This is a genomic window from Streptomyces sp. NPDC052109 (assembly GCF_040680195.1).
Lineage (GTDB): Bacteria > Actinomycetota > Actinomycetes > Streptomycetales > Streptomycetaceae > Streptomyces.
In genome coordinates this window covers 697,418-712,847 of the sequence record NZ_JBFAWF010000001.1, presented here as the reverse complement: position 1 = coordinate 712,847, position 15,430 = coordinate 697,418, and the positions used below count along the sequence as shown (strand labels likewise).

Sequence of the window (15,430 nt, the reverse complement as noted above, 5' to 3'; positions counted from 1 at the left end):
CGGTCCACCGACAGTTAGGAGTGCCCCGCGTGTCCTCCCTCTTCCCCGCCCTGACGGACGGTCCGGGCGAGCGGATCGCCCTGCGGTTCGGCGAACGGTCGTTGACGTACGGCGAGCTGGCCGGGGCCGCGGGCGCGCTCGCCGCCCGGCTGCGGGGCGCCGGCCGGGTGGCCGTGTGGGCCACGCCGGAGCTGGAGACCGCCGTCGCCGTGACGGGCGCGCTGCTCGCCGGCGTGGCCGCGGTGCCGCTGAACCCCAAGTCGGGCGAGAAAGAACTCGCGCACATCCTCTCCGACAGCGCGCCGACCCTCGTACTGGCCACTCCTGGCGCCGAACTCCCCAGCGTGGTCGGCGAGTTGGAGCGGATCGACGTCGACGCGTCCGCCTCCGGCGTCGTACCCGACGACACGGCCCCGGGCGGGGACCCGGCGCTGGTCGTGTACACCTCCGGCACCACGGGCCCGCCCAAGGGCGCCGTCCTGCCCCGCCGGGCCCTCGCCACCACCCTGGACGCGCTCGCCGACGCCTGGCAGTGGACCGGGGACGACGTGCTGGTGCACGGGCTGCCCCTGTTCCATGTGCACGGGCTCGTGCTCGGCACCCTCGGCCCGCTGCGGCGCGGCGGCAGCGTCCGGCACCTGGGCCGGTTCAGCACCGAGGGCGTGGCACGGGAGCTGAACGCCGGCGCGACCATGCTGTTCGGGGTGCCGACGATGTACCACCGCATCGCCGAGGCCCTGCCCGAGGACCCGGAGCTGGCCAAGGCGCTCGCCCGGGCCCGGCTGCTGGTCTCGGGCTCGGCCGCGCTGCCCGTGCACGACCACGAGCGGATCGCGGCGGCGACCGGACGCCGGGTGATCGAGCGGTACGGCATGACCGAGACGCTGATGAACACCAGCGTGCGGGCCGACGGCGAACCGCGCGCGGGCACCGTGGGCGTGCCGCTGCCCGGCGTCGAGCTGCGGCTGGTGGAGGAGGACGGGACGCCGATCACCGCGTACGACGGGGAGAGCGTCGGCGAGATCCAGGTGCGCGGGCCGAACCTGTTCACCGAGTATCTCAACCGGCCCGACGCCACGGCCGCCGCGTACACCGCCGACGGCTGGTTCCGCACCGGGGACATGGCGGTGCGGGAGAGCGACGGGTACGTGCGGATCGTCGGGCGCAAGGCCACGGACCTGATCAAGAGCGGCGGGTACAAGATCGGGGCCGGGGAGATCGAGAACGCGCTGCTGGAGCATCCGGGGGTGCGGGAGGCGGCGGTCACCGGGGAGCCGGACGCGGACCTCGGCGAGCGGATCGTGGCCTGGATCGTCCCGGCCGACCCGGAGTCGCCGCCCCCCGCGAAGGAGCTGGCGGACCACGTGGCCCGGCGCCTCGCCCCCCACAAGCGCCCCCGCGTGGTCCACTACCTGGACGCGCTTCCCCGCAACGACATGGGGAAGATCATGAAGCGGGCGCTGGCCGATGCCTGAGCGGCGCTCGGCCCGGGAGATCCTGACGCTGGTCACGGACCCCGGCACCTTCGCCGGACTCCCGGCACCGACAGGGGGGCCCGGGCGGGACGGCCCCCTCGGCTGGCAGGGCTACGACGCCATGCGCGCCCGTGCCGCCGAACGCACCGGTGAGGAGGAGTCGGTCGTCTGCGGCACGGCGAGCGTCGAAGGCACCCGGGCCGTGCTGCTCGCCTTCGAGTTCGGCTTCCTGGGCGGCTCCCTCGGCGAGCGCACCGGGGACCGGCTGGAGGCGGCGTACCACCACGCCCGCGCCCACCGGCTCCCGGTCGTGCCGTTGGTCGCCACCGGCGGCAGCCGGATGCAGGAGGGCATGCTCGCACTGAGCCAACTGCAGCGGGTGGCCCGCGAGTCGGCGCTCACGCGGGAGGCGGGCCTGCCGCAGATCGCGGTCCTGCGGGACCCCACGACCGGCGGCGGCTGGGCCACCCTCGGCGCCGGAGCCGACGTGATCCTGGCCCTGCCGGGCGCCCAGGTGGGCTTCGCGGGTTCCCGGGTCCGGCCCCCGGACGCCGACCCGGCGGCCTACACCGCGGAGGGGCAGCTGGCGGCGGGGGCGGCGGACGCGGTGGTACCGCCCGAGGAGCTGCGGGAGACGCTGGGCCGGTGGCTCCGGCTCCTCACCACCCCGGCGCAGGAAGCCCCCGTACCGGCCGCGCTCGGCACCGCCGGCCTCCCGGCGACCGGCTGGGCGGCCGTCCAGCGCGCCCGCGCGCGCGAACGCCCCCGGGCGCAGGACTACTTGGACGCCTACTTCACCCACCGCCGTGACATCAGCGGCGACCGGTGCGGGGGTACGGATCCCGACGGCGTCCTCTGCGGGTTCGGTGAGCGGGACGGTCGTACCGTGGCCTACGCGGCACAGACCGGGGCGGCGACCCGGCCCGCCGGTTACCGGTCCGCCGCCCGGCTGATCCGGCTGGCGGACCGGCTCGGCATCCCGGTCCTGACGCTGGTGGACACGCCGGGCGCGGCCAATGACGCCGAGGCGGAGCGGCAGGGGGCCGGGGCCGCGATCGCCGAGGTGTTCGGGGCGGTGGCGGCCGCCCGGGTCCCGATCACCACGCTCGTCATCGGCGAGGGCGGCTCCGGCGGGGCGCTGGCACTGGCGGCACCGGGCAACACCTGGGCCACGCCCGACAGTTACTTCTCGGTGATCGCCCCGGAACTGGCGGCGGCCATCCTCAAACGGCCGCCGGAGCAGTCGGAGGCGACGGCCGACCAGCTCCGCATCCGGCCGCAGGACCTGGTGGAGCTGGGGGTGATCAGAGGGATCGTGGACCACCCCCGGCCCCGGGTCACTTCACGGCCACCGCCTGAATGATCTCCTGCGTCACCGATCCCCCCCTGTCGTCGTGGGCCGAGGCCCGCAGCGAAACGGAGGTCGCGGCGCGCGGCACACTCAGCGCGCCGCGCCAGGACGCGCCCGCGCCCTTCAGCGGAACGGCGCGCCAGCTCGCCCCCTCGTCGTAGGACACCTCCAGCCGCCCCCCGCTCAAGGCCCCGGTGCCGGCGGCCCCGGCCACGTACGGCGCGCCGAGCCCCACCGGGATGCGCGAGCCACCCCGCACGGTCCCCGCGAGATCGGTCTCGATGCCGTACGCGAGGTTGATCAGCGGCAGACAGGTCCAGTGGTCCTCCGGAGTGGCGGCCGACCGGAACGTCCATTCGGAGTGTCCCCGCGAGGCCAGCGGCCAGCGCCCCGCGTCGAGCGCAGTGTCGGTGACGACCTTGTAGGTGTGCTCGTCGGCCGGCGCGTCCCAGACGTACGCGGCGGAGCCGTTGCCCTGGTCGACGAGCGTGCCGTCGAGGTACACGGCGGTGGTCTGGCTCATGCCGCCGTCCGTGCTCCACACGTCGCCGAACCCGGTGTGGTCGGGACCGGAGTCGCCCCAGCCCGGGGTGTTCAACTGGATCTCGTTCCCGGCGCGTTGCTGCCCCCAGCCGAGCCCGGTGCCGAGCCATGGGTGCCACACCGGCCCGAACCAGTTCAGCACCGGATGCGAGCCACCCTCGTACCGCACCAGCCCGCTGCGCTCCTCCAGGGTGCCGTCGCCGATCGCGACGGACTCGTGCCACAGCTGGCCGGGGCCGGTGGAGACGTGGTCGGTGCGCTCGGCGGGCAGGTGGACCCGCTCCTGGAAGCCGAGGCCGATGGGGAAGGTGTCGGTGAGGGAGTACCGGAACTCGCCGCCGTCCGCGGGCCGCGCCGCGTGGAACTTCACGTGTACGTCGGCCAGTTGGCGGCCCGTGGGCCGATAGGTGAGGTCCCGGTCGGGGATCGCGCCACGGTGCCCCTCGGACAGGTCGTACACGTACGGGGAGTCGGCGGTGCCGGTCATGTCGACCCGGCCGGCCGCGCGCAGCCGGGCCGCGTCCGCCGCGTTCACCGTGGCGATCTGCAGCGGCCGGTCGGCGTCGTCGTCGGTGCCCCACCAGGCCATCAGCCGGCCGGGCGCGTCGTCCGTCACGAACAGCGCCTTGGCGCCCGCGTCCTGCGCGGCCCGGGCGAGTGCGGCCGGATCGGCGCCGTCGGCCAGGTGCGCGAGCACCGCCTCGCCGGACACCCCGGTGAAGGGGCCGTCGCCGGCGTCCACCAGCGGCAGCCTGGTGCGGCCCTCGACCAGGGTGCCGCCCGGCTGGACGGTCGCCTCGCCGACGCCCTGCACCTGCAGCTGCGGCATGGCCAGCCGCCACACGGTCCGGTACTCGAAGCCGCCCTGGGTGACCTCGGCCGTGGGCGCGGCGAAGACGCTGTCGTAGGTGAGGGGCACCTGGACCGCGCCGAAGAGATCGGCGCCGTTCGCCTGCCGGTCGTACTCCATCACGAGCTGGTGGGTCTCGGTGCGCCGGTCGACGTCGGCCCTGAGCTCGCGCAGCGTGCGGCCGTCCAGGGTGACGTCCTGGTCGTGGTCGAGGGTGATCTCGGGCGCCGCGAGGAAGCCGAGGCCGAGGGAGTCGGCGCCATGGCTGCCGCGCACGTCGAGGAAGGTGGCGAGGGAGTAGGTGCCGGGCTTCAGGCGCAGCCGGAGGGTGCCGGAGTCGCCGACGTGGGCGGGCTGGGCGTCCTCGCCCGCCGCGAGCCGCTGCAGGGTGAGGTCGGCGGCGGTGGGCGCGCCCGCGCGGTCCTTGACGTGGACGGTGAGCGTGTCCCGCTCCTCCTCCTTGACCAGCCCGAACGCGGTGTGTGCGACGACGTCGCCGGAGGGACTCGTGGCCACGATCTGCCCGCCGGTCTCGCCGACCGGCGCCTTGGAGGCGTCGCCGGTGACCGTGGTGGAGGCGGTGCCGTGGGCCGGGACGGTGAGGGAGGTGTCGGCGAGGGTGGCCACACCGTCCGGGGCGCCTGTCACGGACAGCTTCAACTCGACCGCCTCGTCGGAGGAGTTGGCGTAGGTGACGATACGGGTGACCGGCTTGTCCTGGTCGTACGGCCAGCTGTGGAAGCCGAGGTCGGCGCTGCCGGTGGCGGTGACCCGGGCCCTGACGGCGTCCGGCACGCTGACCCGCCCCGCACCCAGCAGGTAGGCGGATGCGTCCAGTTCTCTCGAGCTCGACATCAGCGCGTCCTTCAGCTGCGCGCCGGTCCAGCCGGGATGCTCCTGGGCGAGCAGGGCGGCTACCCCGGCGACGTGCGGGGTCGCCATGGACGTACCGCTCATGGAGGCGTAGTAGCCGCTGCCGTCGGTGAGTTGGGAGCGGGCGGCGAGGATGTCGACGCCGGGTGCCGATATGTCGGGCTTGAGGGCGTTGTCGCCGTACCGGGGTCCGGCGCTGGTGAAGTAGGCCGCCTGGTCGGCGGAGTCGACCGCGCCGACGGTGAGGGCCGCGTCGGCGGCGCCGGGCGAGCCGATGGAGGACGGTGCGCCGGTGTTGCCCGCGGCGACGACGAAGAGCGCGCCGGTCTCCCTGGAGAGGGTGTTCACCGCCTCGGCCATCGGGTCGGTGCCGTCGCTCGGCTCGGTGGAGCCGAGGCTCATGGAGACGATCCGGGCGTGCAGGTCCCTCGCGGCCCACTCCATCCCGGCGATGATCTGCGACTCGCTGCCCGAGCCCTGGTCGCTGAGCACCTTGCCGACGGCGAGGGTGGCCTCGGGCGCGACGCCCTTCTCCTTGCCGTCGGAGGCGGCGCCGCTGCCGCCGACGGTGGAGGTGACGTGGGTGCCGTGGCCGTTGCGGTCGGCGGCGTCCTGTCCGTCGACGAAGCTCTTGGTGGTGGTGACCCGGTCCTCGAGGTCGGGGTGGCTCAGGTCGACTCCCGTGTCGAGGACGGCGACGGTGACCCCCCTGCCCGTCAGTCCCGCGTCCCAGGCCGCCTGCGTGCCGATCTGCGCGTTGCTCTCGGCCATGCCGGCCTTGACCCTGCCGTCCAGCCACACCTCGGCGACGCCGTCGCGGTGGGTGAACGACCGCCAGAAGGTACGCCCCAGCCCCTTGCCGGCCTCGACGGCGGCCCCGCGAAGACTGGGCAGGCTGCGGGTGCGCTCGGTCCCGGCCGGGGCGGCGGCCCGCGCGCCCTTGCGGTAGGTCACGATCAGAGGGGTCGCGGCGGCCTTGGCGTCGGTCAGCCCCTGCCGGATCAGCCCGCTCACGTCGAACAGCCGCCGGTCCAGCGTCCCGGCCCGCAGATACGGCAGCGCCTCGTCCGGTACGACGCTGATCTCGCCGCCGCTCTCCTGCGTCCGCACGGCTCCGGTGGCGCCCTCGGGCCGCCGCACGGTGACCGTCTTCTTCCCGTGCCCGAGGTCGGTGACGGTCACCTTGTCGCCGGTGACGAGGGTGACGCTGGTGGCGGTGGCGGCCGTGGTCGCGGGGCCCGGTGAGTGCGGCGCGGTGTGTCCCGCCGCCGCTGCGGATCCCGCCGGGAGCAGGGCACCCACCAGTCCCGCCGCCAGCAGTACCGCTCCGCGTCCGACTGGTCCTCTGGTCATCCACGCCTCTTCTCGTCGGAGGTGTCGGTCCGAGTGGCTCGCGTGCTGGGACGAGTGTCATGTGCCGCCTGGTGCAAGGGGGTTGACCGTCGGCGGCGGGAACGCGCCCTGGCGGGTATCCGCCAGGGCGGACGACCCGGTCCGGCGCAGGCCGAGACACCGTCAGGGACCTTCCGTCACAATGGACTTGGCCGTAGACGGAGCGCACGGGGGCGATGGACACCATGGGCAGACTGCTGGAGTTCACCACGGACGACGGCGCCGTGGTCGTCGTGGAGAGCGTGGAGCCCGGAACCGGGACCCGCCTGGTCGGCCGCGGCGACGGTGGCCCGGCGGCCCAGGCGTCCAGCACCTTCGAGGGCGCCCTGGACGGGGTGCGCTCGGCGGCCCAGTCCGCGCTGCGGGTGTTCCGCGACGGCAGCCTGTGTCCCGACTCGGTGGAGCTGGAGTTCGGCGTGAAGCTGACCGCGGAGGCCGGTGCGGTCATCGCCAAGGGGGCGGCGGAGGGACAGCTGGTGGTGCGCCTCGGGTGGTCGTCGCAGCGTCCGGGCGCCGGGCCGGCCGAGGGGACGCCCTCGTCTGCGGCGAGCATCCCGGAGCCGACGCCCCTGCCATGAGAGGCGCTTCCTGGCACGCCCGGATCGAGTGCAGGGGCATGGTGGTGGGGGCGGGCTTCCTCGTCACCCCCCGCACGGTGCTGACCTGTGCCCACGTCATACAGGGCGATCCGGCGGTGACGGTGAGCTTCCCGAACCGGCCGGAGCTGGCCGGGCTGCCCGCGACCGTGACCGTCCCCGGCGGCTGGGCGGGCGGCGCGACCGACCCCGGGGACCTAGCCGTACTGGAACTGGACCGCGACGTACCCGTGGCGCCCGCCAGGTTCGCGCCGCCCGGTGCGGAGCAGGGCAGCGCGTCCCTGCTCGCGTACGGCTTCCCCGAGGGCTACGACGAGGGTGTGCTGGCCCGGTACCGTGCCGTGTCCCGGACCCTCATCGCCGACCAGTGGGTGCAGTTGGAGGCGACCTCCGGACACGGGCAGCCGCTTGCGGGCGGGTTCAGCGGGGCGGCGGTGACCCTGCCCGACGATCGGGTGGTCGGCATGGTGGCGCAGGTCGCGGGGGAGCCGGACGTGCGGGTCGGGCGGATGCTGCCCACGGAGGTCATGGCCCGCTACTGGTACGGCCTGGGCTCCCTGGTCCCCGGCCCCGGCGCCGGCACCCCCGAGGCCACCGGGCGGCTGCACGCGCTGGTGCGGCGCGCGGAGGCCACCGGCCTGGACTGCGATCCGAACCGGCTGTACGGGCATGCCGTGGGCCCCTTCGGCCCGGACCTGCCGCCGGGCGGGTTCGCCTCGCTGCGGGCGTCAGCGGCCTACGTGCAGTGGCAGGTCGACGATCCCGAGGCGGTGCCCCGGTTCGCCGACCGGCTGGCGGAGCTGCTCGCGGGTCCGCCCGCGCCCGAGGCCGCCGCCTGGTCCCCCATCGTCGTGGAGCTGGAGCGCAGCGGCGAGGATCAGGACCAGGTCACCGTGCGGGTGTCGGCCTACCGCGACGGGCAGCGGCGCCCGGTGGACACCGGCCGGCTGCCGCGCGGTGAGGTACGGGCCTATGTGCAGCAGCGCGTCGACCGCGCCTTCGTCCACCTGGCCGAGGGCGCCGAGGCGCTGCTCGCGTTCGTGCTGCCCCGTGAGTGGCTCAACGAGCCGGTCGCGCAGTGGGAGTGCGGCCCGGAGGACTCCACTCCGCTCGGCTGCGCCCACCCGCTCGTCGTCGCCGACCGCTCCCGGCACCGCAGCCCCCGGCTGCGCCACCACCTGGCCAAGAAGTGGCGGAGGCTGGAGACCGGGCCGGGGACCACGACGCTGCACCGGGTCGACTGCGCGAGCCCGGAGCGCCCGCCCAGCCTGCGCAAGCGCCTCCGCGACGAGCACGCCGACCTGGTGGGCTTCGCCGCCCCGCCCAGCGCCCTGCCCGGCCATTTCGAGGCCGGCCTCAACGTCCCGGTGCCGGTGCTGCTGTGGCCGCGCACCGGCTGCGCCGGCCTCGGTCACGACCCCGGCGGTCCGTGTCCGGGAGCGGCCTTCCTGGACGCGCTCGGGCTGGCCCTGGGCGCCGTCCCACCCACCGAGCTCCCGCGCCACATCCGGTCTCTGCGCGAGGAGGCAGCCGCGGACGACGACCCCGACCGGCACTGGGCGAAAGACATCCAGGTCCTGTGGGACGCCCCCCACTGCTTCCCCGAGCCGGCCGCCGGCCTCCGCTCCCCCGTCGCCTGAACCCAGCACCGCACCCGATGGAGAAGAAGGACCCCATGCCCCTGTGGCCCGTCTACACCGGCACCAAGGAGCCGCACGACGGCATCGGACTGCTGCCCCCGCCCCCGCCCTGGCGGGCCTTCGACGGCGGCCCGGAGCTCCCGACGCCCGCCGACGCCGACGACGCCTCGGCCACCTCCCCCGACCGCACCCATCGCGCCGCCACCTACCAGGCGACCGACCGGACCGTCCAACTGGTCAACGCGGCACTCTACTTGCGCCGCCCGCTGCTCGTGACGGGGCCGCCCGGCACCGGCAAGTCGTCGCTCGCCTACGCGGTGGCCCGGGAGCTGAGGCTGGGCCCGGTGCTGCGCTGGAACATCACCAGCCGCAGCACCCTCCACGACGGCCTCTACCAGTACGACCCCCTCTCCCGCCTCTACGCGGCCGGCCAGGAGGCGGCGACGCGGGACCCGGACACGTCCGTCGCGCCCGCCCCGGCGTCCGGCATCGAGGACCATCTGCGCCTCGGCCCCCTGGGTACCGCGCTCCTGCCGTACGCCCGTCCCCGCGTCCTGCTGATCGACGAGATCGACAAGAGCGATCTGGATCTGCCGAACGACCTGCTCAACGTGCTGGAGGAAGGGCAGTACGAGATCCCGGAGCTGGTCCGCGCCGCCCGCCACACCCCGGTCGCCGAGGTGATGGTCGACGGCACCCACGACCGCGTCCCCGTGACACGCGGCCGGGTCCGCTGCCGCGCCTTCCCGTTCGTGGTGCTGACCAGCAACGGTGAACGGGAGTTCCCGCCGGCGTTCCTGCGCCGCTGCGTGAGCCTGCGGCTGCGGCAGCCCGACGACCGTCACCTCGCCGGGATCGTCCGCGCCCATCTGGGCGAACCGGACGCCTACGCCCAGTCGTTGATCAACCGATTCCTGTCCCGGGCCGGTCACGGCGACCTGGCCACCGACCAGCTCCTCAACGCCATCTACCTGTCCCGCTCCGCCGACCTGGGCGCCGAGTCCCTGGACGAACTGGCCGAACTGCTCATGCCGTACCTCGGCGAGGCCCCGCAGGCAGATGCCTTCTGACCACCCCGCCACGGCGGCCGCCGCCCCCTACGCCCGCCTCGCCGACGTCCTGGCCAAGGCGACGGGCGGCACCCGCCCGACCCCGCTGGAACTGGCCGAACTCCTGTGGCTGGCCCGGCAGCTGGGACCGGCGGACGGCACGGGCGAGCACTCCGGACCGCCGGCGCCGGCGGAGGAACCGGGCGCCGCGCCGCAGAAGCCCGTCCAGGAGCCCGCCGGCCCTGCCCCCGCCCCGGACCGCGCCGAAGGTGTCGAACCCCCCGGCCAGGCGCCCCCGCGTGCCCCGCTCCACCTGCCCTCACCCACCGCCGCGGCGGGGCCGTACACCGCCCTGCACGCCCCCGCACCCCCGATGCTGCGGCACCCCCTGGGCCTCCAGCGGGCCCTGCGCCCGCTCAAACGACACACCGACGCCCCGGTCGGCCACCGCCTCGACGAGCAGGCCACCGCCGACCGCATCGCCCGGCTCGGCGCGGGACCGCAGTGGTGGCTGCCGGTGCTGCGCCCGGCCCGGGAGCGCTGGCTGCGGCTGCACCTGGTGTACGACGCCGGTCCGACGATGCCCGTCTGGCGACCCCTGATCCGCGAACTGCACCAGGCGCTGTCCCAGTCAGGCGTGTTCCGCACGGTGACCGTGCACCGCGCCGGCCCCGACGGCACAGTGGGCGGCGACGGACCGCACGGTCCCGGCGACGGCCGTACCGTCACGCTGCTGATCAGCGACTGCATGGGCCCGCAGTGGTGGCAGGGCGGGGCGGGCGGCCGCTGGTACGGCACCCTGCGCCGGTGGGCGCACCGGATGCCGCTGGCGGTGGTCCAGCCGCTGCCCGAACACCTGTGGCGCGGCACCGCGCTGCCCGCCGCGCCGGGGGTGTTCTCGGCTCCGTTCCCGGCCGCGCCGACGGCCACGCTCGGGTTCACGCCGTACGAGGAATGGGAGACCGAGGCACCACGGGAGACGGTGGCGCTGCCCGTGCTCGAAGCCGGTCCGCGATGGCTCGCGCACTGGGCCGGGCTGGTGGCGTCCATGGGCGGATCCGCGTTTCCGGGCTCGGCCGCCCTGCTGGGCCCGCCGCCTGGGCCGGAGGAGTCCGGGGAGCGCACCGACCTCGCCGGGCTCACCGCCGGGGAACTGGTGCTGCGCTTCAGGGCGACGGCCTCCCCGGAGGCCTTCCGGCTGGCCGGCCACCTCGCCCTCGGCCGCCCCGACCTGCCCGTGATGCGACTGGTGCAGCGGGCCGTCGAACCGGTCCCGCGCCCGCAGCATCTGGCCGAGGTGATCCTCAGCGGCGTCCTCACGACCGTCCCGGGACCGCCGGGGTCGTACGCCTTCCGCCCGGGGGTGCGCGAACTGCTCCTGCGCGGCCTGCCCCGCTCCGCGCGTGGCACCACGGTCGAACTGCTCGCCCGCGTGGGCGGGTTGATCGAGGAGCGGGCCGGGACGGCGCCCGGTGAGTTCCGCGCGGTGACGCCCACGGCCGGCGGTGCGGGGGCGGCTGCGGACGGGGAGGCGTTCGCGACCGTACGGCCGGAGAGCGTCCGGCGGTTGACCGGGGGCGGGGCGGGGGCGGGGGCGGGGGCGGCGCTGGACCAGGTCGGCCGTTACCGGCTGCTGCGGCGCCTCGACCCTGCCGGGCGGGCCGTGTGGCTGGCCGAGGCCCCGGAGACGGACCGCCAGGTGGCGGTGCGGCTGTACCGGCCGTTTCGCGACAGCGCGCGGCGCGAGGCGTTCCTGCGGGATGCCCGGCGCCTGCGGGACCTCGCACACCGGAACGTCGCGGGCATCCACGACTTCGGCATCGAGGACGGAACACCGTACATCGTCATGGAGTATGTGAGCGGCGTCGGTCTCCACGCCCTCGCCGCCCCCTCCGATCACCTCGTTCCGGCTCCCCTGCTGGCGTCGGTCGCGGCCCAGCTGGCGCACGCGATCGAAGCCGTACACGAGGCGGGCGTCACACACGGCGATCTCGGCCTGTCCCGGGTGATGCTCCTGCCCAACGGCATGCTCAGGCTCACCGGCTTCCTCCCCGGCCGGACCTCCGGGGCGAGCGGGCGCGCGCACGATCTGTCGGCGCTCGGCAGGATGCTGCTGCGCCTGGCCTCGGGAACCACCCGACTGGCGCCCCCCTTCCCTCCGGACCGGCTGCGGCACCTTCCGCACAGCCTGCGGGAGCCGTATGCGCGCGCCCTCGGCCTCCTGGTCTCCGAATCGCCCCAGGACCAGCTGCGGGGCAGGGACCTGCTCATGGACGGGGAGCTGCTGCGGCTCGCCCAGGAGGGGTACGACCAGCAGCGTTCCTACCGCATCCTGGGCCCGGTGACCGTGCGGGTGGGCAGCGGCAACGTGGACCTGGCTCCCGAGGAGGCCGCGGTACTCGCCATGCTGGTGCTGCGGGACGGCCGCGAGGTGACCCGCGCCGACCTGCGGGCCGGTCTGTGGGCCCGGCACGAGGAGCCGGAGGACGCCGCGGCGGCCATGGACCGGATCGCGTCGCGGCTGCGCGCCCGCCTGGGTCCCGGCGTGCTGGCAGTGCTCCCCACCGGGTACGCCCTCCACACCAGCGCCGACTTCGTGGACCTGGCCCGCCACGAGCACTTCGAGCGGACGGCCACGGAGCGGGCCAGGACGGGCCACCACCAGGAGGCGGTCGCGCTCCTCGACCTGGCGCTCGTCCTGTGGCGCGGGGAGGGCCCGCTCGCCGGCGTCCCCGGCCCTGCGGCCCGCAAGGCGCGCAGTCGGCTCCTCGAGCTCCGCCTCGTGCTGCATCGCAAGATCGCCGAACTGCACCTGGATCTCGGCGAGTACCACCGCGCGGGCGCACAACTCACCGACCTGGTCCGGCAGTACCCGTCCCGGGAGGACTTCCGCCTCCTGCTGATGATCACACTGCGCCGCCTGGGCCGTACCGAGGAGGCCCTGGAGGTGTACGAGGAGTACGAACTCTCCGGCGGCCGGAACCCGGAGCTGATCGCCCTGGGGCACGAACTGCGCGGGGAGTACGACGACCCCTCGCACGACAGTGGTGCCGTCCTCGACGGCTACGACGCCACCCCGCTCTCGCAGAACCCGGTGCCGGAGCCCGACGGACTGCCGGAGGGCAGCTTCCCCACCGAGGAGTCGCTGCCGTCGATCTTCGAGATGCAGGAGCGGGAGTCGGCCGTGGAGGCGCCACTGCCGCAGAACGTGGTACCGGAGAGTCTGTTCGCCGTGGACGACCCGCTCGCCGAGGAGCCCGACGGGCTGTACGACGAGCGGCCTCACGAGGACGACGACGGCTACGACGATCTGTACGACGACCTGGGCGACGAGCCGCCCCCGCCCACCTACCGCACCATGGCCACCTACGAGTTCGCCGACGGCCCCCCGCACCCGGACACCGTGGCGGCGCTCGGCCGGGCGGTGACCCGGCTGCTGACGGCGAGCGGGTGGACCGGCTGCTCCCTGAAACCCACCGCGCGGGACACCGGCTGGACGGTGGTGACGGCGCGGGACGTGCCCGGCCTGCCACTGCTGCACGCCACGATGCGGCACTTCGAGGACGAGGTGGTCGGACTGGGCGGGCTCCGCTGGCTGGTGACGTTCGAGTGTCTGGTGTCCGAAGGCCAGGCGGAGAGACCGAACGCGGTGGCCGTCCGCCGGACGCTGGACGCCGCCGAGGACCGGCGGGGCATCGTGGCGGTGCCGCGGACGCTCCGGGACGAACTCGACGACGACTCCGGCCTGGCCCCCTGGTTGCGGTCCCTGCGGCCGGGGACCGACGCGGGCTGGTACCGGCTGTGCCGGCTGGCCCGCCCGCTCTTCGACGGCACGCACGCACCTCCGCCCGTCATCGGCCCCCACCCGCTGCCGCCCGGCGACGTCTTCCCCGAGGGGACCGGCGAGACCAGGACCGTCGTCTACCGGACCGGCGCGGGCGAACCCAGCCGCACCCGGCGCCCGGGAGTGACGGAGTACTTCGAGGTCGACCTCACCGAGCGCCGCCTGGGGCTGGACGAGACGGAGTCGTCCCTCCGGGCCACCGGCACGGCGATCTGGCGCGTCAGCGACCCGCTCCAGGCCGTGGCGCACCCGGACGCCGCGTCGTTCCCCGAACTCATCAGGGAGGCCGTGCGCGGGCGGCTGCGGGACCTGGCGAGCACCCACCCGGACGCCACGGCGGGGCCTCGCGTGTCACTCCCACCCCTCCGGCCGGGGGACGTACCCGGCTGCACCGTCCGCTGCGAGCTGCGCATCACGCGGACCCGGGCCTGACCAGGCGACACACCGCGCCGCCACCGGAAACCCCCCGTTCGGCCGCACCCCGCCCGGCCCCCTCCAGAAGGCGCACGCCCCCGGGACCCGCGCAGGATGCAGTGAGAGCAGGACACCCGCCGAGCGGCGGGCGCCCAAGGCCCGCGCACTCGGGAGGATCCGCCGTGACCGTCAGTCTGGAGCAGTTGCGTCGCTGCCACTTCGCCGTCGACCTCGGCGCGGCCCGCACCCGCGTGTATGTGAAGGGTGCCGGTCTCGTCGTCGACCAGCCCTCGGTCGCCGCGGTGAACACCCGCAGCGGGGCGCTCATAGCCGTGGGCGAGTTCGCGGAGAAGATGATGGGCCGGACGCCGGGTTACATCCGGGTCGTCCGGCCCATCTCCGGGGGTACGGTCGTCGACATCGAGATGGCCCAGCGCATGCTGCGTCAGCTGCTCGGCGACAAGACGCGCCGGGCCCTGCGCCGTAATCTCCGGCTGCGGGCGGCGGCCTGCACCCCGCACGACGCCGATCCGCTGGCCCAGCGGGCGACCATCGAGACGCTGGTCGGGCTGGGTGCCAGAAAGGTCGAGCTGGTGGACACGCTGATCGCTGCCGCCGTCGGCTGCGGGCTGCCCGTCGAACGCCCCGAGGCCACCATGATCATGGTGTGCGGGGCGGCGGCCACCCAGGTCGCGGTGCTCTCGCTGGGCTCCATCGTCACCGCCGAGCGGATCCCGGTGGGCGGCGAGGCCGTGGACCACGCGATCGTGCAGCACCTGCGGCACGAGCACGAGCTCATGCTGCCCAGCCAGTCGGTACGGCCGCTGCAACTGGCCCTGTCCGGCAACGGGCTGACCCCGCACGGCCCGGCCGTCACGGAGATCCACGGACGGGACGTGGCCACCGGTCTCGCCCGCAGTGTGCGCGTCGACACCGCCGCCGTACGGGACGCGATCCAGACCCCGCTGACCGCCGTCCTGGACGGCATCGGCAAGGTGCTGCGGGACTGCCCGCCCGACCTGGTGGCCGACCTCGCCGACAGCGGGATCATCATGGTCGGCGGCTCGGCGCTGCTGCCCGGCTTCGACGAGATGCTCCGGGAGGCCACCGGAATGCCGGTGCACATCGCCGAGCGGCCCGACATCTGCGCCGCCCAGGGCCTGGGCGCCATGCTGGAGGGCCGGATCGAGCCACTCGTCCTGAACCCGCTGGCCGCCTGAGCCGCGCCCGAAGGGGCGCGGGGCCGTGCTCGAACATGCGGCTCCGCCGCGACGGCACCCGGGCCGGACAGCGGGCCGGGTGCCGGCCGGCGTTCCGCGGCCACGGTCGGGACCGTAGCGTGCCTGGCCGACCGGTCACGAACGGCATCGCACACCGGGACGGTCGCGAACGTCCTCGGCAGG

Annotated in this window: 8 protein-coding genes; 7 read left to right on the top strand and 1 reads right to left on the bottom strand. The window is 75.0% G+C overall.

Going from position 1 to position 15,430, the window contains the following annotated elements; translation table 11 throughout:
• Window positions 1–29: 29 nt before the first annotated feature.
• Window positions 30–1,475: an acyl-CoA synthetase gene (locus AB0L59_RS03185; RefSeq protein WP_365578602.1), complete on the top strand. Its 1,446-nt coding sequence runs from the start codon at window positions 30–32 to the stop codon at window positions 1,473–1,475.
• Window positions 1,468–2,838, top strand: a complete 1,371-nt coding sequence (locus AB0L59_RS03180) for a carboxyl transferase domain-containing protein (RefSeq protein WP_365578600.1) — start codon at window positions 1,468–1,470, stop codon at window positions 2,836–2,838. The genes AB0L59_RS03185 and AB0L59_RS03180 overlap by 8 nt, the downstream gene beginning before the upstream one ends.
• Here AB0L59_RS03180 and AB0L59_RS03175 read toward each other — a convergent pair.
• Entirely contained in the window at window positions 2,813–6,445 is a 3,633-nt protein-coding gene (locus AB0L59_RS03175; RefSeq protein ID WP_365578598.1) for a S8 family serine peptidase, read from the bottom strand. The two genes, AB0L59_RS03180 and AB0L59_RS03175, sit on opposite strands and share 26 nt — an antisense overlap.
• A gap of 224 nt (window positions 6,446–6,669) precedes the next feature.
• On the opposite strand from AB0L59_RS03175, the gene AB0L59_RS03170 reads away from it, so the two are divergent.
• The 5 genes from AB0L59_RS03170 to AB0L59_RS03150 all read left to right on the top strand — a co-directional run bounded on the left by AB0L59_RS03170 (window position 6,670) and on the right by AB0L59_RS03150 (window position 15,247).
• Window positions 6,670–7,062, top strand: a complete 393-nt coding sequence (locus tag AB0L59_RS03170) for a CU044_2847 family protein (RefSeq protein ID WP_365579491.1) — start codon at window positions 6,670–6,672, stop codon at window positions 7,060–7,062.
• Window positions 7,059–8,720, top strand: a complete 1,662-nt coding sequence (locus tag AB0L59_RS03165) for a trypsin-like peptidase domain-containing protein (RefSeq protein WP_365578596.1) — start codon at window positions 7,059–7,061, stop codon at window positions 8,718–8,720. The genes AB0L59_RS03170 and AB0L59_RS03165 overlap by 4 nt, the downstream gene beginning before the upstream one ends.
• Window positions 8,721–8,755: 35 nt before the next feature.
• Window positions 8,756–9,790 (top strand): MoxR family ATPase, encoded by a 1,035-nt coding sequence (locus AB0L59_RS03160; RefSeq protein WP_365578594.1) that lies wholly within the window; start codon window positions 8,756–8,758, stop codon window positions 9,788–9,790.
• Entirely contained in the window at window positions 9,780–14,045 is a 4,266-nt protein-coding gene (locus AB0L59_RS03155; protein ID WP_365578592.1) for an SAV_2336 N-terminal domain-related protein, read from the top strand. Before AB0L59_RS03160 ends, AB0L59_RS03155 begins: the two co-directional genes overlap by 11 nt.
• Before the next feature lie 164 nt (window positions 14,046–14,209).
• Window positions 14,210–15,247, top strand: a complete 1,038-nt coding sequence (locus AB0L59_RS03150) for a rod shape-determining protein (RefSeq protein ID WP_365578590.1) — start codon at window positions 14,210–14,212, stop codon at window positions 15,245–15,247.
• The last annotated feature ends 183 nt before the right edge of the window (window positions 15,248–15,430 follow it).

Excerpts from the sequence above, each read along its gene's own strand:
- AB0L59_RS03175 (WP_365578598.1), bottom strand. The coding sequence starts at position 6,445 with ATGACCAGAGGACCAGTCGGACGCGGAGCGGTACTGCTGGCGGCGGGA.
- AB0L59_RS03160 (WP_365578594.1), top strand. The coding sequence starts at position 8,756 with ATGCCCCTGTGGCCCGTCTACACCGGCACCAAGGAGCCGCACGACGGC.
- AB0L59_RS03155 (WP_365578592.1), top strand. The coding sequence starts at position 9,780 with ATGCCTTCTGACCACCCCGCCACGGCGGCCGCCGCCCCCTACGCCCGC.
- AB0L59_RS03165 (WP_365578596.1), top strand. The coding sequence starts at position 7,059 with ATGAGAGGCGCTTCCTGGCACGCCCGGATCGAGTGCAGGGGCATGGTG.
- AB0L59_RS03180 (WP_365578600.1), top strand. The coding sequence starts at position 1,468 with ATGCCTGAGCGGCGCTCGGCCCGGGAGATCCTGACGCTGGTCACGGAC.
- AB0L59_RS03170 (WP_365579491.1), top strand. The coding sequence starts at position 6,670 with ATGGGCAGACTGCTGGAGTTCACCACGGACGACGGCGCCGTGGTCGTC.